16 protein-coding genes and 1 tRNA gene are annotated in these 19763 nt (G+C 42.5%); 3 read left to right on the top strand and 14 right to left on the bottom strand.

Going from position 1 to position 19763, the window contains the following annotated elements; all coding sequences use genetic code 11:
* Positions 1 to 5: 5 nt before the first annotated feature.
* The 3 genes from pth to ACXAFK_RS00230 form a co-directional block, all read right to left on the bottom strand.
* The gene (pth, locus tag ACXAFK_RS00240) at positions 6 to 635 is read right to left on the bottom strand and encodes an aminoacyl-tRNA hydrolase (RefSeq protein WP_224835685.1); all 630 of its coding nucleotides are present in this window, start codon (positions 633 to 635) and stop codon (positions 6 to 8) included.
* An 85-nt stretch (positions 636 to 720) separates the two neighbouring features.
* Positions 721 to 1356, bottom strand: a complete 636-nt coding sequence (locus tag ACXAFK_RS00235; protein ID WP_252078806.1) for a 50S ribosomal protein L25/general stress protein Ctc — start codon at positions 1354 to 1356, stop codon at positions 721 to 723.
* A gap of 24 nt (positions 1357 to 1380) precedes the next feature.
* Positions 1381 to 2322, bottom strand: a complete 942-nt coding sequence (locus ACXAFK_RS00230) for a ribose-phosphate pyrophosphokinase (protein ID WP_224835683.1) — start codon at positions 2320 to 2322, stop codon at positions 1381 to 1383.
* Positions 2323 to 2484: 162 nt separating this feature from the next.
* Here ACXAFK_RS00230 and ACXAFK_RS00225 point away from each other — a divergent pair.
* From ACXAFK_RS00225 to ACXAFK_RS00215, 3 genes are all read left to right on the top strand, one after another.
* Positions 2485 to 2565 (top strand) — tRNA-Leu (locus ACXAFK_RS00225).
* Between the two features lie 762 nt (positions 2566 to 3327).
* Complete coding sequence (locus ACXAFK_RS00220; protein ID WP_225621112.1) at positions 3328 to 3837, top strand: BfmA/BtgA family mobilization protein; 510 nt, start codon at positions 3328 to 3330, stop codon at positions 3835 to 3837.
* Positions 3837 to 4517 carry a hypothetical protein gene (locus tag ACXAFK_RS00215; RefSeq protein WP_474956413.1) on the top strand — a complete coding sequence of 227 codons (681 nt, stop codon included), beginning with the start codon at positions 3837 to 3839 and terminating at the stop codon, positions 4515 to 4517. Before ACXAFK_RS00220 ends, ACXAFK_RS00215 begins: the two co-directional genes overlap by 1 nt.
* 24 nt (positions 4518 to 4541) lie before the next feature.
* Here the strand turns inward: ACXAFK_RS00215 and ACXAFK_RS00210 are convergent, their stop codons facing one another.
* The 11 genes from ACXAFK_RS00210 to ACXAFK_RS00160 form a co-directional block, all read right to left on the bottom strand.
* A complete protein-coding gene (locus ACXAFK_RS00210; RefSeq protein WP_474956412.1) occupies positions 4542 to 6251 on the bottom strand; it encodes an efflux RND transporter periplasmic adaptor subunit in 1710 nt (569 codons plus the stop codon).
* Between the two features lie 6 nt (positions 6252 to 6257).
* Positions 6258 to 6737, bottom strand: coding sequence for a DUF305 domain-containing protein (locus tag ACXAFK_RS00205; protein ID WP_192461031.1), 480 nt, complete (start codon positions 6735 to 6737; stop codon positions 6258 to 6260).
* Between the two features lie 19 nt (positions 6738 to 6756).
* Positions 6757 to 7464, bottom strand: coding sequence for a PepSY domain-containing protein (locus ACXAFK_RS00200; protein ID WP_192461032.1), 708 nt, complete (start codon positions 7462 to 7464; stop codon positions 6757 to 6759).
* A 5-nt stretch (positions 7465 to 7469) separates the two neighbouring features.
* Positions 7470 to 9974 (bottom strand): heavy metal translocating P-type ATPase, encoded by a 2505-nt coding sequence (locus ACXAFK_RS00195; protein WP_192461033.1) that lies wholly within the window; start codon positions 9972 to 9974, stop codon positions 7470 to 7472.
* A gap of 18 nt (positions 9975 to 9992) precedes the next feature.
* Positions 9993 to 10469, bottom strand: a complete 477-nt coding sequence (locus ACXAFK_RS00190; protein ID WP_133642517.1) for a nuclear transport factor 2 family protein — start codon at positions 10467 to 10469, stop codon at positions 9993 to 9995.
* A 134-nt stretch (positions 10470 to 10603) separates the two neighbouring features.
* The gene (locus tag ACXAFK_RS00185; RefSeq protein ID WP_133642516.1) at positions 10604 to 11059 is read right to left on the bottom strand and encodes a heme-binding domain-containing protein; all 456 of its coding nucleotides are present in this window, start codon (positions 11057 to 11059) and stop codon (positions 10604 to 10606) included.
* Complete coding sequence (locus ACXAFK_RS00180; RefSeq protein WP_133642515.1) at positions 11060 to 11650, bottom strand: DUF3347 domain-containing protein; 591 nt, start codon at positions 11648 to 11650, stop codon at positions 11060 to 11062. It abuts the gene before it with no gap.
* Positions 11651 to 11680: 30 nt separating this feature from the next.
* Positions 11681 to 14110, bottom strand: a complete 2430-nt coding sequence (locus ACXAFK_RS00175; protein ID WP_192461034.1) for a multicopper oxidase domain-containing protein — start codon at positions 14108 to 14110, stop codon at positions 11681 to 11683.
* A 70-nt stretch (positions 14111 to 14180) separates the two neighbouring features.
* Entirely contained in the window at positions 14181 to 14747 is a 567-nt protein-coding gene (locus ACXAFK_RS00170; RefSeq protein ID WP_013188089.1) for a helix-turn-helix domain-containing protein, read from the bottom strand.
* A 2-nt stretch (positions 14748 to 14749) separates the two neighbouring features.
* The gene (locus ACXAFK_RS00165; RefSeq protein WP_474956411.1) at positions 14750 to 15967 is read right to left on the bottom strand and encodes a TolC family protein; all 1218 of its coding nucleotides are present in this window, start codon (positions 15965 to 15967) and stop codon (positions 14750 to 14752) included.
* Positions 15964 to 19716 (bottom strand): efflux RND transporter permease subunit, encoded by a 3753-nt coding sequence (locus tag ACXAFK_RS00160; RefSeq protein WP_474956410.1) that lies wholly within the window; start codon positions 19714 to 19716, stop codon positions 15964 to 15966. The genes ACXAFK_RS00165 and ACXAFK_RS00160 overlap by 4 nt, the downstream gene beginning before the upstream one ends.
* Positions 19717 to 19763: the final 47 nt, after the last annotated feature.

Raw genomic sequence — 19763 nt, 5'->3', positions numbered from 1 at the left:
TTTTTCTATTTACCGTTGAATTGGTTCATGGTGTTTTTGGTTCCTGCGAATACAAAGGAGCGTATTAAATCTATAGACTTTTTTAAACGTTCGGGCATAGCTTTTTGTTGTTCGTCGTTCCAACGCCCCAATACATAGTCTACTTGTTTACCTTTGCTGAAATCGGCGCCCACTCCAAACCTAAAACGATTATAACCGCTGGTTTGCAACACATTTTGGATATCTTTTAAGCCATTATGGCCCCCATCGCTGCCCTTGCTTTTTAGTCGCAATGATCCAAATGGAAGGTTTAGGTCGTCCGTAACGATCAATATATTTTCCATTGGTATGTTTTCCTTGTCCATCCAATATTTTACCGCCTTCCCGCTCAAGTTCATATAGGTAGAAGGTTTTAGGCAAACAACACTTTTCCCCTTGTGTTTAAAGGTGGCTACAGCTCCTAGTTTTGCATTCTCAAAAACAAAGTCCTCCTGCTCGGCCAGATAATCAAGAATTTTAAACCCGATATTATGGCGTGTTTCGTCGTAGTCCGGTCCTATATTTCCTAGACCGACAATCAAAAATTTTTTCATGGGGTCGTTAACTTGTAATAGTTTTTTGGGTGGGCCAAAAAGCTTATTGATGAAATTGAGCATCGCTCGTAATTGAATGGCTTAAAAATACAAAAGCATCCCATATTACTAAAGTAAACAGGGATGCTTATGCTAACTAGTGAAAGGGTTACTCTGCAGCTTCAGCTTGTGGAGCGTCTTCAGCAGGAGCTTCTCCTTCTGCACCTTCTTCGTCTTCATCTTCAGAATCATCAACAGATGTTCTAGAGGCTTTGACCTGTACGATAGCGGTACTGTCCGGGTGCAAGAATGTATAGTCATCGTTAAGAATGGTTTCTACTGCAATAGTTTGACCTATTCTTAATTTAGAAATGTCCACGGTGATAAAATCAGGAAGCAATGCGGGCAAAGCTCTGATCGAAAGTTTCCTTTTTCTGAATAGTAATCGTCCACCATTTTTCACACCTGGAGAGTTTCCTTCTAAACGTACGGGAATACTCATGGTAATTGGTTTGTCCTCGAACAATTGGTAGAAATCCACGTGAAGGATTTTATCCGTTACCGGGTGAAACTGAATATCCTGCAAAACTGCGTCAAATTTTTGACCGTCCTCCAATTCAATTACTGCGGTGTAGGCATTTGGGGTGTACACCAAGTCTTTGAATGCAAGCTCATCAGCTGAAAAATGCACTGGCTTATCCCCTCCGTACAGTACGCAAGGGACCTTTCCAGCATTACGTAAGGCTTTGGTAGAAACCTTGCCCACGCTTTCTCTTTGGGATCCTTTGATTGTAATTGACTTCATTGTTATATATTAAAATTGATTTATTTACATTAAAAATTTTGAAGATATCGAAGTGTTGTGGTGTACCCGGTGCATTACATCTGCAAACAGGTCGGCACAGGACAATATCTTTATTTTACTTTGGTTGCTATCTACCGGGATGGAATCTGTTACGATCAATTCCGTTAGTCTTGATTTTTCTATTCTTTCGTAGGCATTACCGGACAAAAGGCCATGGGTTGTAACGGCCCGCACGCTTGCAGCCCCTCTCTCCATCATCAAATCCGCAGCCTTGGTAAGGGTACCTGCGGTATCGACCATATCATCTGCAAGGACCACATTTTTTCCCTGAACGTCACCGATCAGCTCCATGTGGGATATTACATTGGCTTTGGCTCTTTGCTTATAGCAAATAACCACATCACATTCCAATGCTTTGGAATAGGCATAGGCTCTCTTGGAACCGCCCATGTCCGGAGATGCGATACAAAGGTTGTCAAGATTTAAGCCTTTTAGGTAAGGCAAAAATAGTGTTGAGGCGAACAAGTGGTCCACTGGTTTCTCGAAAAACCCTTGGATTTGGTCCGCGTGCAAATCCATGGTAATGATTCGGGTTGCACCTGCGGTCTCCAGCATTTTTGCAACCAATTTAGCGGCAATTGGAACCCTTGGTTTGTCCTTTCTATCTTGTCTTGCCCATCCAAAATAGGGCATAACGGCCGTAATGTGCCTGGCAGATGCTCTTTTGGCGGCATCTAACATCAACAACATTTCCATCAAGTTTTCCGAGCTTGGATTGGTTGAGCCAATAATAAAAATACGGGCTCCTCGGATGGATTCCTCGAACGATGGTTGAAATTCACCATCGCTATAGCGGGAGAATTGGACTTTTCCCAATTCGGCACCATAGGAAGCAGCGATTTTTTTACCGAGCTCTACACTTTGGGTACAAGCAAAAATTTTTGGTTCCGGAACTTGATAGGCCATTACAAACTCTTGTTAACTAGCGTTTTAAAGTACTTTTTTGTAAAGAGGTGCAAATTTAAGAATTAATTCGGGTTGATAAAGTATAAATGAAAGTATTTTTTGGTGATATATAAAAATATTTTTTTAGCTTTGCACTCGCATTTCAAAAATGTGATACCATTTGCCTTGGTGGCGGAACTGGTAGACGCGCTGGATTCAAAATCCAGTTCCTTTGGAGTGTGGGTTCGATTCCCACCCAAGGTACAGTTGGAAAGCCGAGATTTATGTCTCGGCTTTTTTCATGCTCGGGTACAACATAGGTACAACATTTAGCTATTTTTTGAGTACAAATAGTATTTGATTGCAAATGATAGCAATCGGTGGTATTAAGCCGCTCTGCACATTACCACTTCATTTCATTCCGGGAAAAGAGCTTCACTCAAAAAGTCTTGTGCCCAATTTCAAAGCTCGTATCCAGGTCACAAATAAGATTTAGTCGGATAAGAAAATTTCTCTATATGTGCTAAGCTTTGAAATGCGCACGCTTTGCCAAAACATCACTTCTACCTTTTCTTCAAAAAGGTTTAAAATTTAGCTTGAGACGGAATGCATAACCGCTCGTGCCGTCGCTTTTATAAGTCCTTACTCATTCTAAATTTTAGGTCGGGTTACCGAAAAGGTAACAGCGATAGGCTCTATGGGAAGTAAATGGATAATCAGAAGTAACAAAGTGTTCTTTTTTTAGCATTGATGAGTGTGCAATTATTCAAATTCCTACCATTTAATATAGAATGAAAAGGAAAACGCTCAGGATATAATAAGTAAAGGGATAAGTGCCATTCTGGCAATCAATTGACTGCAAATCGGAACAAATTATATGGCTTCAATTTTGATTTAAAAGTAAAGGGCTTCTCGAAGAAAGTATGGAAGACCCGAAATGAAATGGAGGGATGGAATAGCAAGAGGGTAACACGCTGACGCGATGTTACAAATTTAAGTTTTCGCCCATCCCCTGTAAATAAAGGTTTGTCAGGATATCTAAATTCTTCGATACAAGTATTGATCCCAGAATTTTCAGAAAATATCTGCAAAGCCCAAGAGAATAGACTTAAAATTTCAGAAAAAATGGATGAAGGATATGAAAACGAGCGATTTGAGAAACTTGGAATCAAAACTTCCGTAGCCAAAAGATTTAGAGAGTTCTGCAAGAAGATGTCTAAATCCCAATCAATGACACTGCTTTTGATGCTGGACTTTTTTGAGGAAAACGGAATATCACCAGTCGAACCTATGGGGCCTAGAATGGAGACACTTGAAACAAGAATTTCCACCCTAATTAAAAAGAGGATGAACGGAATAATTGCAATAATGAAGGATATTGAAAAATCCCAGACCAAGCCAACCGCTGCAATGCTGTATTCACTTTTTGAGCAAACAGAAAAGCCAAAAAAGAAACTGATGCTGGAGAAGAATGAATCAAGGCAAGGTAGGGAGGTTCGGTATATCGAGAGGAAAAATCACAATAAACCTGACTAATGAGCAAGGTAAATTACATCATACAACTCAACTCAGTATTTGAACTATTCAATGAAGATGCGCGTATTAAGCAAGGACATATCACGCTATACCTAGCATTCTTTCAAAAGTGGAATCGAGAATTCTTCGCAAAGTACATAACTGTTAACAGGCGCCTAATAATGGAAAGGGCAAAGATTAAATCGAAAACAACATATCATAACAGTCTCAAGGACCTCAATAATTGGGGTTACCTCATCTACTTTCCCTCATATCACCCTAATAAGGGTTCTAAAATAGAGATGACCATATTTGGTACAAGTAGTGGTGCAAGCTCTGGCCAAAAATTGGACAGCATCCTTTCAAAACCTAGCCAAAAATTGATACCTTCTTTAAACTATAAAATCAATGAAAACATAAATAAACTGGCCAGACCAAAAAATGAACAAGCTGTTTTGATGTATTTTGAGGACAACAATTGGCCCAAAATTGAGGGGACAAAATTCTTTATTTATGGAGAGTCGAAAAAATGGCATTTAAACGCATTTTCAAAAGCTAGGAATTGGAAAAATGCAGCCCAAATATTTGCGGAAAATGATTTTATGCTCAAACCGAGCCAAACTAGTCCAATTTCTGGCCACCTATCAAATAATACTGCTATACATTTTCAAGTAAAAAATGATTTTCCGTCGCATTCCTGACCATTCGTTTTTGGTATAATTAAACTACTGTACAGAATCAATCACACTTCCGCACGTTAACATTGCATCACCATAATAGGGATTACGGATTTCTTCTTCCATACTTAGCCATACTGCACCCTCATTATCATTGGCCATTGGACATTTTTGAACGTAAAGGGTATCATCCAAACCTTCGAGGTTCATTACTATTGCGACCAAGTTTTCATTGAGTACAACGAAATGACTGCGTTGGTTTTCCAAATCGGAATTATTTGCTATGGTATCTAGTGTTTCAATACTTTTGGATAAATGGGACCTAAGCATTTTGTCTAGATTTGTTTGAGTTATTGCCTTCAATTTTTCGGAAGCTGACTTTGCGAAAGTGGAAACTTTTTCAGCATCACTGGCTACCAATGCGTCTTTGAGTTCAAGGTATGAGGGCAACGCCTTGACAAACTGTTCTTGAAAAGAAGCTGAAAGCGATAGTTCCATCGCCATCATTTCTTTCTCTTCTTCAGTACTTTGATTCATCATTGATTTCTTGCCCTGTAATTGCGCAGCGGCATCAACCGTGAATGTTCCATTGGTTACGATTTCGTCACCGTTCTCTAAACCGGATGTAACCGTAAACATATCGCCATTGCGATTGCCAAGCGTTACTTCCCGCATTTCAAAAACAGGCTCATTGGGATTGGTCTTAATGTACACCAAAGACCGTTCACCCGTCCACATTACTGCACTTGCGGGTATGGTCAGGTTTGATTCTGTGTTTGCCGTTGTTCCTTCAACTTTACCAGTGACGAACATTCCGGGTTTTAGCAAACCATCACTGTTTTTGAGATTGGCCCGAACGGTCACGGTGCGGGTTTGGGTATTCAGAACAGGGTCGATAAACGATACCGTGGCATCAAATTCCTTGTTCGGATAGGCAATGGTCGTTACCTTTATTTTTTGACCCTTTTTAAATTCTGAAATCTGGTTCTCGTAAGCATCAAATTCCGCCCATACCGAATTAAGGTTACTCACCTTTACAATAGGCTGCCCCTGTTTTACATAGTCGCCTTCGGCAGCCATCTTATCTGAAACCGTGCCCGATACAGTTGCGTAAATCGGAAAGTTCTCTTTGACTTTTCCTGATTCCTCAATACTATTAATTTGGGCTTCCGAAAGTTTCCAAAGTTTCAGTTTGTTGCGTACGGCATTGTATAGCGAGGGTTGCGATTCTTTGAGCGATGCCGCTGTAATCAATTCTTGCTGTGCCGCGATAAGACTGGGCGCGTAGATGGTAGCGAGCAATTGTCCTTTCCGCACTTCCTGACCTTCAAAATTGACATTGAGCCGTTCAATCCTACCATCAAAATAACTGGCCTGCACCGCATTTTCTTCTTCATTCATCTTAATTTTCCCAGAAAGGGATATCATATCCTCATCATTTGTGGAAGCATTTCCCACGATGGATGTTTGGATGTCCGCCAATGCCATTGCATTCTTGGTCATCTTAATCTCGTTCATTGCCAGTCCCTCGGCACCCGATTCCGCAGGAATTAAATCCATCCCGCAAATAGGGCAGTCGCCCGGTTCGGGCTGCATAATCTGAGGGTGCATCGAGCAGGTCCATATCTGACCTTCCGCTTCTGTGGAATGGTCGTGCTTATCTGTCATAGATTCTTCTGAAGAGCCCCCGAAAATGAGCCAACCACCAAGCAGTCCGACAACGATTGCAATAGCGATATAAATGATATTCTTATTCATAAGTTGTTATTTTTCGTTCTGTAATCGTTCAATCATTTCTTTCATTTCGGCAATTTCCCTGCGCTGTGCCTTAATGATTTCTTCCGCCAGTTTCTTCACTTCTGGATCTTTGATATCCGCACGTTCACTGGTCAAGATGGCAATGGAATGGTGTGGTATCATCGCTTTCATCCATAGTACGTCGCCGACGGTGGATTTTTGGTCTCGAACCAAAAACAATGCCCCTAAAAACAGGACCAAACTACCTAACAAGATGGCCGTATTCTTTTTCTTGTCGGTGTACATTTTCCGCATAAAGAACCACATTATCACTGCCATTGTAGCTATGCCCAAGCATACCATATAAAAACGTGTTAAGCTGAATAAGACGTGGTCAAATTCATAGGTGTTGAGATACATTGTGATGTACATTGCCACAAATGAGCAAGCCAGCATCGTGAAAAATGTTCTGTATTTTCCTTTGTTTGCGTGATTTGAATGTTCCATTGTTTTTGAATTTTTGGTGTTATTTGTTTCTTTTTTTAATTTTTCTGATTGTGGGTGAGCTTATGTACCATAACAGGAATCCGCTCAACACGGTTATCAATCCAAGTAGGGAAAAGGCACGCAGTACTGTCGTATTGAAATCGTCGCGACCCTCATAATCCATTGTATGGGTCATCCATAGAAAGTCGAACCAACGCCAATCCCGATGACGTAGTGTTTGGAACGCACCATCTTTTTCGGAAACATAAGCCTTAATGTTCTCAGGGGTTTTATAACTGATGACATACGCGGGAAGCGGTCTGCCACGATACTCGCTATGGCTTTCCACTTGCTCGATGCGTTCTATGCCTTTCACTTGAAGTTCAGGTAGCATATTCCGTTCAGCGATTTTAAGGGCTTCACTTTCTGAAATTACTTTCTTTTCTTTGCCTGTCTTGGCATCAAAGAGCTTTTTGTTATTAATCCAGTAGAACGATTTACCGCTAATTTCCCGAAGTTCTACGGAAACTATCGCTTCTTCAAGATTCACTTCGGATGGACTTATCAAATCTGTAAAAGCAGATGCCTCGATCGGGTCTTGCCGAAAATGGTCGCCGTGTATTTCGTCAATATCCGTCCAACTGAAATACATACCGCTTATCGTCCACATCAAGAACTGGATGCCCAAAAAGATGCCCAGATAACGGTGTGCCTTTCTAATTTTTATTGCCGTTTTCCTTTTTACCATATAACTTAATCAATATTTGAACCTTTAAGCCTTAGCGAATTAGCTATTACTGAAACTGAACTGAAGCTCATCGCCAAAGCAGCTATCATTGGGGAAAGTAAAATCCCAAAAAATGGATAGAGCAATCCCGCAGCAATGGGTATCCCCAAGGTGTTGTAAATCATTGCGAAAAATAGGTTCTGCTTAATGTTGCGCATTACCACATCACTCAAGTTTCTTGCTTTTACGATTCCGTGTAAATCACCTTTTACCAAGGTTATGGCGGCACTTTCAATTGCTACATCAGTTCCTGTGCCCATCGCGATACCCACATCGCTTTTTGCCAAAGCAGGTGCATCATTGATACCGTCACCTGCCATCGCCACTACTTTTCCGTTTTCCTGAAGTTTTTCCACTTCCTGCAATTTGTTTTCGGGAAGCATTCCCGCCTGAAAGTCCGCAAGATAAAGTTCGCTCGCCACGGCCTGTGCCGTATCGTGATTGTCGCCCGTGAGCATTATCACATCAATTCCCTTTTCCTGTAATTCTTTGATAGCCTTGGCACTTGTTTCCTTGATTTTATCGCCGATGACCACGTAACCTACGGTTTTGCCATCAATAGCGAGGTAGGAAACCGTTTTGCCTCGCTTTTGGAAGGATTGGGCTTTTTTTTCCATAGTTTCCAACAACTCGGCATTGGCGTGTTCCATCATCTTGGCATTGCCCAGCGCCACGTCCTTGCCGTTGACCTTGCCTTCAACACCTTTGCCGGTTACGGCATTGAACCCGTCGGTTTTTAGAAATTCGACTTTTTGTTCTTTGCCGTATTTTACTGTGGCTTCCGCCAAAGGATGTTCACTTTGGTTGTTCAGGGAAACAATGTATTGCAGTACTTCGCTATCGCTGAAACCGTTATCAAAAGACCCCACTTTTTCCACCGTGGGTTTTCCTTCGGTAATCGTTCCCGTTTTATCCACGATAAGGGTATCTACCTTATCCATTTTCTCAAGGGCTTCAGCATTCTTGATAAGCACCCCATTTTGTGCGCCTTTACCAACACCGACCATTACGGACATAGGTGTCGCAAGCCCCAAAGCACAGGGACAGGCGATAATTAATACGGCAATCGCATTGACCAAAGCATAAACATAGGCTGGCTCTGGGCCCCAAATTGCCCAAACGGCAAATGTAACAACAGCGATTATAACAACGATTGGCACGAAATATCCCGAAACGGTATCGGCCAACTTTTGGATGGGTGCACGGCTTCGACTGGCATCATTGACCATCTGTATAATCTGTGATAACAAAGTGTCAGACCCAACCTTTTCAGCTTTCATCAAAAAGGACTGATTGCCATTGATAGTTCCGCTACTTACTTTATCATCTACTGATTTGTTTACAGGAATGGGTTCGCCCGTAATCATCGATTCATCTATAGAAGTTTCGCCTTCGGTAATAACGCCATCCACAGGAATCTTATCGCCCGGCTTTACACGCAGAATATCACCCAATTCAATTTCATCGATGGCCACTTCCTGTTCCTCGCCATCAACTACCTTTACAGCCTTGTTAGGTGCCAATTTTAAAAGTTCCTTGACTGCGGAATTGGTCTTGCTATGCGCACGAGCTTCCAGAACCTGCCCAAGCAATACCAAAGTTAGAATGACCGTTGCCGCTTCAAAATAGACGTGAACGGTACCCGCTTCGGTCTTGAACTGGTCGGGGAAAAAGTCCGGCACGAGCATCCCGAACACACTGAACAGCCAAGCCACACCCGCGCCAATACCAATAAGCGTGAACATATTGAGGTTCCAGGTTTTGATACTGCGGTAGGCACGTTCAAAGAACATCCAGGTGGCATAGAACACCACGGGTAGGGAAAGTGCAAACTGAATCCAGTTCCAGTATTTCAGTTCCAGAATGTCGTACAACGGATTGTCGGCAATCATTTCCGACATTGCAATGATAAAAATGGGCAATGTGAAAGCGACCGCTATCCAGAACTTTTTAAGCAGTTTTTTATAGGTCTTTTCTTCTGCGGATAAATCGGGTTCCATAGGAACTAAATCCATCCCACAAATTGGACAGCTTCCCGGTTCATCCTTAATAATTTCGGGATGCATCGGACAGGTATATTGGGTGTCGGAAGTAGCCGTTAGGTTCACTTCTTCAACCAAATCCATCCCGCAAACAGGACAATCGCCTGGTTTGTCGTAAGTCTTGTCGCCCTCGCAATGCATCGGGCAATAGAACGTTCCCGTTCCTTTGCCTTTGGGTTTATCTACTTTCTTCTTATCGTGGGTATGATGATGTTCCCCATTCTGATGGATGCTGTATTGCCCACCGTTCGTTTTCAGCGCCTCTTGAAATTTTTCGATGGGAATATGGGATTGCATTTCAATGGTCGCTTCGGCTTTTTCTAAATTGACAGTTGCATTGGTAACACCTTCAACTTTAGAGAGCGTTTCTTCTACGTGTGTTCTACAACCATTACAGGTCATTCCGTGTATGTGATAGGTGTGTGTCATTTTATGATTGGCTAAAAATTATTTAACATTTCTGGATGATGAATGTGTTTTAACTATCTGCCATTTATCATCTATCTTCTTAAGGATAGAAGTCGCCACCCCTTTTTTCTTTATAGTTCGGGTATTGCCATTATCATCGGGATTGAGAACTATGGTATAGACGTAAGTTTCGGTAGTAAATGCATAGGGCAAATCTACTTCTGCATCAATTTCATAATCTGAAAATTCAAACTTCTTGAAGTGTCCTAATTCTGGTCCCAAATGGTGTTCTATATAGTGCGCATAGGAACCCTCAACACCACCGGACTCAAAAACTTCCGAGTCGTTTGTGAACAACTCAAAGGTACCTTCAGTCGTTAGGTTTTGCAGCGCATCCTTATAGGTTTTCATTACTTTAAGTACGGCTTGCTTTTCTGTGTTTGTATCTTGTCCGAACACTTGGCTTGTTGCTATTATAATTAATGCGAATATTGTAGTTTTTCTAAGTGCATTCATCCTGTTTGTTTTTAAGGGTTTTTATTCAAATTCATTTATGTCATTATTCATTTTTCTAATATTTTTTATTGTGCCTGACAAGGGAAGGGCTACTAACTAACCAACCATCAACTTTCCCTTCCCATATCAGGACTTTATTCCAAACTGTCTTTTAACGCTGTCATATAATCTATTATCACCCTCTTATCTTCATCTGAAAGAATTGCATCCTTGTGAATGAGTGTATAAGAATCCAATGGCATTTTATCTTCTTCAATTTGGCTTATGATAGACCGAAGTTTACTGTTCTTTCGCCGGTCTGAATATTCTGCCCATTCATTAAAATTAAGTTCGTCCTTACCTTCTTGTATGTGGTCTTCCAGATACCAAGCCGCAGGCTGTATCTTACTATACCACGGATAATCTGTATTATTACTGTGGCAATCGTAGCAAGAAACCTGCAACCGATTTTTTATCGTTGCAGGCACTTGATTTTCGACCATAAAATCACTTTGCGGTACAGTATCGCTCTCGTTCAGGGTTATTGGAAAGAACTGAATCACTATCAATGCCACAAGGGCAAGCCACGCTATGATTTTTATAAACTTCAATTAGTTGATTTCACGCTGTACTTTACCGCATTTCAACATTTTGTCACCGAAATAGGGGTTTCTAATTTCTTCGTTCATACTAAGCCAAGCACCACCCTCATTATTCTTATACATAGGGCAGAATTGCTCGTATATCTTCATCTCAGTTCCGGTAATGGCAACCATATCGGTAACATCCTTGCTTAATATCTTAAAGTGCTCACGTTGGTGTGCCATATCACTTTCTGAAATGTGTTCTGCGTGTTCAATTGCGTCTTCCAAAATATCCTTGAGTTCTTGTTGCTCGTTATCTGAATAGCTCGATGCATCAAAACTGCCTAAAGTGCTTGCCAGCGTGGCACCCAATTGTTTTGCTTTGTCATTATTCGTCTCGACAAGTGCATCTTTTAGTTTAAAGTAGTCTTGTAGGACTGCTTTTGCATCTTGGTTGTCATTCATTGCCATATTGTCTTTGTCATCCATAGATTCTTGGTGCATCTCGTTGCTCATAGGTGCAGCAGGTTCATTTTTGTTTCCATCCTTGCAGGAAACCGTTAACACCATTATAGCAGCAAGTGCCATTGTACCTATTGTTCTTTTTACTGTTTTCATTTTTGTTATTTATTTAAGTTAATAATTGTTCTAAAATCTTAATGAGAGTCCACCACCAGCGCCAAAGCGGTTGTCATAGCTTCCCATTAATGAGAAGTCACGGCTCAATACGTATTCAAGTCCAACTTGCCACGTGGTTTCTTCTTCAAAGTCCTGACCTTCGGGTAATTTGCCGTCCCAGCCAAAGTCCATCTGGTATTCATACTCGCCATAAATTCCAAGGTGGGGAAAAATCATAAAGCCCGTACTAAAACTTATCTGTGGACGCAGTTTGCTGTCAATTCTGAAATCTGAATTAATGAGCAATGGCATTAACCATCGTACACCAGCAATGGCGGTTGTGTTTATTTCTTCAAGGCTGTCCTCACCTTCATTCTCTACATTTACACCACCAAAAACTCGGAAGTAATCATTGAGATAGCGCTCGTAGGTAAACTCGGCTTCCAGATTTTTGTTCCATCCATATTCGCCCCTTAGCGCAAATTGATTTCTGATATTTGTTGCAGTAGCGTAAAGCTCGGTCATATGACTTGCAGCCGTGATTTCGCCCCAAGTGAATATGTGGTCTGCTTCGTTGGTAAGGTTAGTAAGTGGGTAGCCTTCTAATCGTTCGTCACGAGGTGTATCGTAACTGAAAACCCTTGCCATACCGCTCATCATATGATAAAGGATGTGACAATGGAAAAACCAATCACCAGTTTCATCAGCGGCAAACTCAAATACGACTTTTTGCATTGGTGCCACGTTAACAGTATGCTTTAGTGGTGAATACTCACCGTTCTCGTTCAATACTCTAAAGAAGTGGCCGTGCAAGTGCATAGGGTGGTGCATCATCGTGAGATTGTTAAGTGTGATACGCACGACTTCGCCTTGCTCGATTTTTATCTTATCTGTTTCTGAAAGGGGCACACCGTTGATAGACCAGACGTAGCGGTTCATATTTCCTGTAAGGTTGAAAAGCATTTCCTTTACGGGCTTATCGTTTTCAAATTCGGTAGGTTCTTTAGCCCTTAAGTAGTTGTAATTGAACTCGGGATTACCACCCGTTTTCATATTATCGCCTACCACTTTATCTTTTGGCACCATATATCCCATTTTCATTTCGCCCATATCCATACCGCCATCCATTTTCATATTGGCCTTGCCTTTGTTCATCTTCATTTCTGACTTGGACATTTTCATTTTATCATCCTTCATATCCATTTTTGAATGGTCCATTTTATTGTGAGCCATCTTGGTAGAATCCATTTCCATTTCACCCTTTTTCATATTATCATCCATCATAGACATACTATTCATCTGCATTCCGCCCATATCCATTTTGTACTTTTCCATTACTTGAATGGAATCGTTTTTTGAAGGATTAAATTTTGAAGCAGGTGCGCCCATCTTCATACCCATAGACATCATTTGCTTCATATTCTTTATAAGATTAGGTTCTGGAACTACAGGTGCTTCCAGTACATTTCCAGTTCCTATAAATGCCGAAGCTTCGCCAGAACCATCCTGTGCCGTAGCTCTTACTTGAAGTTTTCCACTTTCTGGAATCGTCACTATAAAATCATAGGTTTCGGCAACGCCAATCAAAGTTTTGTTATGTTCTACTGGAACCACATCAAGTCCATCGGCAGATACGAGCATTGGGTCTTCGCCACCAAATGTGAGCCAGAAATAAGACGCTGCGGCTGCGTTTACAAATCGAAGCCTCACGCGCTCGCCGGGCTGAAAATCTGGATATTCCTGTGAAGTACCACCATTGATAAAAAACTTGTCAAAATAATTATCTGAAATAGCCATATCTGGCATACGTTGCCACGCCATCTTTAACTTGGCACCTACTGCGCCTTGGGCAATTAATTTATCCAGACTTTGAACCTGACCTTTTTTAATTAAATACCACTCATTGCCACGCTTCAAATTTTTAAGTTGAGATTGTGGATTTTCATCTACCCAATCCGAAAGCACTAAGACCAAATCTTTGTCATATTCTAAATCGGTTTCCTTTGGATTTATCTGTAATGAACCATACACCCCACGTTGTTCCTGTAACCCAGTATGGGAATGATACCAATAGGTTCCAGATTGTTTCAATGCAAACTTGTATTGAAAGGTTTCCCCTGGACGGATAGGTGGTGTGGTCAAATACGGTACGCCATCGTGGAAATTAGGTAATATCATCCCGTGCCAATGGACAGATGTTTCCACATCCATTTTATTGGTAACGTTGATAATGGCAAACTCGCCTTCGTTGAACTCGAGATTGGGACCAGGTATGCCACCATTAATGGTCATTGCCTGTACATCCTTGCCCGTAAAGTTTACGGTTTTATAATCTATAGTAAGGTCATAAATCCGTTCTGGCCAGTTGTCAACATTTTCTTCAGTTTCATTCGCTACCAATTGGGCTTTTGCACCAAAAGTGATAAGCATTGTTAGAAGTAATGTGATTTTATATTTCATAGTTCTTAATTTTATTTGGATAAAATTACTGCTGTAAATCAACAGCTTGTGTCATAATTATGGTTGTTATCTATACAATTTTGTCCAATGAATTCCTAAAGTTTTTCTGTTGTGATTTATACTCGGTCAGGCTCATACCCGTTTCGCTTTTAAACTGGCCACTCAAATGGTTGATATGGCTATAATCCAGCAGCTGTGCCATTTCTGTAAAGTTGAGTTCCTTGGCCTGTACCAGTTCCTTTACCTTTTCTATTTTCAATTTGATGAAGTACTTCTCAATGGTAATGCCTTCGGTAATTGAAAAGACCTTACTGATTTTAGAATACTCGTGACCCAATGCATCGGCTAAGTGAGCGGATAATTTCTTATCGAGTTCCAAAGGCAATTTTTGTAATGCTTTAATCAGTTCTACCTTAACCTGCTCTGTGAGTTTTTCTTCGGTACTGCCAATTAGGGAAAATCCATTACTTTCAAGTAAAGTTTTCAATTTTTCGATTTCATCATCGCTCTCGATGTTTAGGCGCAAACGACCCAATTCGATTTGTAACAATTCGATAGTTTGTTTATCCAGTACATCCCTTAAAACCTTGATGCATCTATCACATACCATATTCTTTATGTAAAAATCCTTGACCATAATTAGTTGATTAAATAGTTAATAATGGCCGATTGTACATAGTACATTTGCACCGAATCGATTTGATTCATTTGAAACTTCAACTGCAACTCTTGAATATCCAACACATCGTTAAAATCGATAGTGCCAGTTTCATAGTTCTTAACCAGAATTTCTTCGGCATCTTGCGCTTGCTTCAGGTTGCGGTCTTGGGTGCTATAAGCGATGCGTGCTTGGTTGCGTTGTGATTGTGCTTTCGCGAAAGCGGATTCCAGCACATTCAATCGCTGTTCCCGTTGGGTTTCTATTTCTTGCTGTCGCAGTTCGTTTTGCTTTGAAATGGATTTGTAACGGTTGTTGAAAATGGGGATTGATAATGAGACCATTGGCATCACGATATCCTTGCCGTTATCGCTAAAGGTCATATCGGGACGTTCGGAAACGGGTACATAATCCAATCCAAAACCGATGTTCGGCGCACTTTCCTTTTGGTTCAGCAGTTCCGATTGCTCGATGGACTCGTATAGTCTATCGTATTTGAGCAGTTCCGGATTGAGTGCCAAGCCTTCTTGTCTATATATCGGGTCTTCCGTCGGGATGGTCATTTCTTGAACAACTTCCACGGCGATACTTTCCTTTCGGTTCAAAAGATTGTTGAAGCTGGCCTGTTCCGCCAAATACTCTTCCTGCAGGACCTCTTTTTGTTGTTGCAGTTCGTTCTGCCGAATCTGCAATCGTAGAACATCGACCGCAGAGGCCTTCCCAACTTCAACCGATGTCAATGCCAACCGTTCGTAGGTTTGTAGCAGTTGGATGTTTTCGTTCAATATATCCTGTTTCGCCTTGATGGAATACAGTTGATAGTAGGATTGGGCGATCGAAAGTGCCAATTTTCGTTTGGCAATGGCGATTTCTACAAACTCGGTTTCTGCCATTGAACTCGCATAGTTTTCCCTTGCCGTTATCGTTCCGAACCAAGGCAACATCTGCGAAATTGAAAATCGTGCACGTTGCGCACCCGTTCGGGTTTCGGGCTCGCTTACAAAGTATCCTGCGCTTACCACAGTATTAGGTAGCGTATTGACTTCGTTGACCTTTTCCTGTGCGATGTTGTATCGAAGTTCGTATGCTTGGATAACGGGATTGTTCGCTTCCGCTTCCTGAATGTAGGATTGCAGTTCCTGTGCTTTTGCGAAAGCGGAAACAAGCAATAATCCGATGATGATTTTTACATTTTTCATTTGCTCGCTCGTTTAAGTTGGTATTCTTCCCGCCAGCTGTACAATACGGGCAACAGGAAATATGAGGTTACATCAATAAGCATCCCGCCCACAATGGGGATGGCCATAGGAATCATTATGTCGCTTCCTTTTCCTGTGGATGTGAGTACGGGCAACAAGGCAAGAACAGTCGTTACGGTCGTCATCAAACAGGGACGGATACGCTTGCCGGCCGCTTCAAGGGTAGCTTGACGAATGCCTGGTTTGTCATTCGGTTTTTCCTTCTCAAAACTCTGGTCGAGATAGGTCGCCATCACCACACCGTCATCCGTAGCGATTCCGAAAAGGGCAATAAACCCGACCCAAACCGCAATGCTCAGGTTGATGGTCTTGATATTAAACAGTTCACGTAGGTTTTCACCGAACAAACTGAAATTGAGAAACCAGTCCTGACCGTACAGCCAAATCATCACAAAGCCACCTGCAAAGGCTATGGCGATGCCCGTAAATACCATTAATGAGGTGGTGACCGATTTGAACTGAAAGTATAAAATGAGGAATATGATAATCAAGCACAACGGAACCACGATAGACAGGGTTTTCTCGGCTCGCAGCTGGTTTTCATAGGTTCCGGTGAACTTATAGCTAATGCCTTTGGGAACGGTCAGTTCACCATTTTCTATTTTGTCCTGAATCAAGGCCTGTGCGTTTTCCACCACATCCACTTCGGCAAAGCCGTCGAGCTTGTCAAACAGCACGTAGCCAATTAGAAAAGTGTCTTCGCTCTTAATAACTTGTGGACCTTGTTCGTAGCGTATATCTACCAATTCGCCCAGCGGTACAGGACTTCCTTTTTCAACGGGAACATAGATATTACGCAAGTCGTCTGGATTTGCCCGTAATTCTCTTGGATAGCGGACACGCACGGCGTAGCGTTCACGGCCTTCCACGGTTTGCGTTAGTGGCATACCGCCCACGGCCACTTGAAGGATTTCCTGCACGTCCATAATGGATATGCCATATCGAGCCAATTGGTCTCGCTTAATATCGATGAGCAAGTAGGGTTTGCCCACGATACGGTCTGCAAAGACAGCTTGTTCTTTAACGCCTTCGGCTTGTTTCAAGATGTCTTCCAGTTGCAGTCCAAAATTTTCTATGGACTTTAAATCCGGACCTTTTACCTTGATGCCCATAGGCGCACGCATTCCCGTTTGTAGCATTACCAAACGTGTTTCGATGGGTTGCAACTTGGGTGCAGATGTCACGCCTGGTAGTTTGGTTACTCGAACTATCTCGTTCCAAATATCATCTGGACTCTCGATGTCTGGTCGCCAATTTCGGTAGTACTCGCCATCTTCATCTTCAATCAAGTCTTCGCGTGTGGCAGTAGTTTTTAGCGATATTTCGTCATAGTTGGCATCTTCATCTATCTCGTTGTTCGGATTGATAATGAATTTGTCGTTCTTCAGTACAAACAGTCCGTCATCATTTACCCGATAGCGTTGCCGTTCCCCTGATGCGTTGCGCATATATTCGGACTTGTACTGAATCACGTTTTCGTACATCGAGAGTGGTGCCGGGTCGAGGGCGGATTCGGTGCGACCCGCCTTTCCGACCACAGTTTCGATTTCAGGGATAGTGGCCACGGCCATATCCAATTGTTGTAAAACCCTTTTGTTTTCCTCTACGCCAGAGTGCGGTAGCGAGGTAGGCATCAACAGGAACGAACCCTCGTTGAGCGCGGGCATAAATTCCTTGCCCGTGTTGCGCATAATGAAGAAACCGAGAACGAGCAATGTTGTGGGAATTATCAAGAACAGCAATCTGTTTTGCAAAGCCCATTTCAAGATGCTATCGTAGTACTTTCTGAGTAGCGAAAAGATGCCCAGGACGCCAAAACAGCTTACTGCTACAAAAATCAGGTTCATAATTAGCCTGCGGTCGAAGCCAAGCGGTCGCCAGTACTCGGCCAATAGGAAAACAACTGCGATGGTGGCAATAGTGGTATTTATAAGATTTTTTTGCTTCCGCGAAAGCGAAACACGTATCGATAAAATGGCCACCGCGCCAAAAGCAACGAGTACTAATCCTATCCAATACCCAAAAATCATGGCGGTAATTCCCAATAAAATTAAAAGCCCATTGATGGCATATTTGAGCCGTTCTCGCATTTCGGTTTTTCTAAAGAAAGTGGCTGCGAATGGCGGGATAAGAAATAGCGCAATAACCAGTGCTGCGGCCAGTGCCATTGTTTTGGTAAACGCCAACGGTCGGAAGAGTTTCCCTTCTGCACCTATCATCGTAAACACGGGCAGGAAACTGATAATCGTAGTCATTACCGCAGTAACGATAGCACCGGAAACTTCGGCAGTGGCATTGTACACGACTTCGTTTGTCGTATAAGGTTGACCGTTTTCGTTTACCCGTAAGTCTTCGTCTTCCAGATGTCGAATCATATTTTCGGCAAGGATGACCCCGACATCCACCATCGTACCAATGGCAATGGCGATACCCGAGAGTGCCACGATGTTCGCATCCACGTTAAAGAGCTTCATCGTAATGAAAACCATCAGGACGGCCACGGGCAATAACCCTGAAATTAATATGGATGCCCTTAAATTGAATACCATTATAATGATGACCAAAATGGTAATCAGGATTTCCAAGGTCAGGGCCTCGTTAAGCGTACCCAAGGTTTCCTGAATGAGTTCGGTCCGGTCATAAAAGGGAACGATGGTTACTTGCGAAGTTCGACCGTCTGCCAATTCCTTTGTGGGAAGTCCCGAGCTTACCTCGTCGATTTGGTCTTTGACGTTATTGATGACTTCCAGCGGATTGGCACCGTAGCGGGCTACCACCACACCGCCCACGACTTCGGCACCTTCCTTGTCCAAAATGCCTCGACGTGTCGCAGGCCCTAGGTGGACTTTACCAATGTCCTTAATTCTGATAGACGTGAAATTCTCGGAATTGACGACGGCATTTTCTATATCGGCAATGGATTTTACATAACCCAGACCGCGTACCAGGTATTCGGCCTTGTTCATTTCCAAGGTCTGCGCACCGATGTCTTGATTACTTTCCTTTACGGCTTTTACGATATCTGCTAGACCGATGTTGTACTGCCGCATCTTTTCAGGGTCAACGTCCACTTGGTATTCCTGTACATAGCCACCTATGGAAGCCACTTCGCTCACACCACTTGCAGAAGAGAGCGCATATTTTACGTAGTAATCCTGTATGCTGCGAAGTTCCTGCAAGTCCCAACCGCCCGTAACGTTCCCATCCTTGTCACGCCCTTCCAAGGTGTACCAGAAAATCTGTCCCAATCCCGTGGCATCCGGGCCCAAGGCGGGATTAACACCTTCAGGTAACAGACCGCTGGGTAACGAATTGAGCTTTTCGAGGATGCGGCTACGCGACCAGTAGAATTCGATTTCCTCTTCAAAAATGATGTAGATGCTCGAAAACCCGAACATCGAGGAACTACGTATGGTCTTGACGCCAGGTATTCCAAGAAGGGAAGTGGTAAGCGGGTAGGTAATCTGGTCCTCGATATCCTGCGGTGAACGCCCTTGCCATTTGGTGAAAACAATTTGTTGGTTTTCGCCTATGTCCGGTATGGCATCCACGGCCACAGGGTCATTGGGCAATATTCCGGTGTCCCAATTAAAGGGTGCGTTCACGATACCCCAACCCACAAAAAGGGCGAGCATCAGTACCGCAACGAGCTTATTTTCTATAAGGAATTTTATGCCTTTGTTCAGCATATAAAATGATAATTAGACAGTTATACAATGGTGGTTTGTTGCAATTC

Source organism: Flagellimonas sp. ABD4_174 (assembly GCF_056160185.1).
The sequence above is the reverse complement of the archived record's forward strand: the minus strand, read 5'-3'. Positions and strand labels throughout refer to the sequence as shown.

Coding starts and splice junctions, on each gene's coding strand:
- pth (WP_224835685.1), bottom strand. CDS start 635: ATGCTCAATTTCATCAATAAGCTTTTTGGCCCACCCAAAAAACTATTA.
- ACXAFK_RS00235 (WP_252078806.1), bottom strand. CDS start 1,356: ATGAAGTCAATTACAATCAAAGGATCCCAAAGAGAAAGCGTGGGCAAG.
- ACXAFK_RS00230 (WP_224835683.1), bottom strand. CDS start 2,322: ATGGCCTATCAAGTTCCGGAACCAAAAATTTTTGCTTGTACCCAAAGT.
- ACXAFK_RS00215 (WP_474956413.1), top strand. CDS start 3,837: ATGAGCAAGGTAAATTACATCATACAACTCAACTCAGTATTTGAACTA.
- ACXAFK_RS00210 (WP_474956412.1), bottom strand. CDS start 6,251: ATGAATAAGAATATCATTTATATCGCTATTGCAATCGTTGTCGGACTG.
- ACXAFK_RS00205 (WP_192461031.1), bottom strand. CDS start 6,737: ATGGAACATTCAAATCACGCAAACAAAGGAAAATACAGAACATTTTTC.
- ACXAFK_RS00200 (WP_192461032.1), bottom strand. CDS start 7,464: ATGGTAAAAAGGAAAACGGCAATAAAAATTAGAAAGGCACACCGTTAT.
- ACXAFK_RS00195 (WP_192461033.1), bottom strand. CDS start 9,974: ATGACACACACCTATCACATACACGGAATGACCTGTAATGGTTGTAGA.
- ACXAFK_RS00190 (WP_133642517.1), bottom strand. CDS start 10,469: ATGAATGCACTTAGAAAAACTACAATATTCGCATTAATTATAATAGCA.
- ACXAFK_RS00180 (WP_133642515.1), bottom strand. CDS start 11,650: ATGAAAACAGTAAAAAGAACAATAGGTACAATGGCACTTGCTGCTATA.
- ACXAFK_RS00175 (WP_192461034.1), bottom strand. CDS start 14,110: ATGAAATATAAAATCACATTACTTCTAACAATGCTTATCACTTTTGGT.
- ACXAFK_RS00170 (WP_013188089.1), bottom strand. CDS start 14,747: ATGGTCAAGGATTTTTACATAAAGAATATGGTATGTGATAGATGCATC.
- ACXAFK_RS00165 (WP_474956411.1), bottom strand. CDS start 15,967: ATGAAAAATGTAAAAATCATCATCGGATTATTGCTTGTTTCCGCTTTC.
- ACXAFK_RS00160 (WP_474956410.1), bottom strand. CDS start 19,716: ATGCTGAACAAAGGCATAAAATTCCTTATAGAAAATAAGCTCGTTGCG.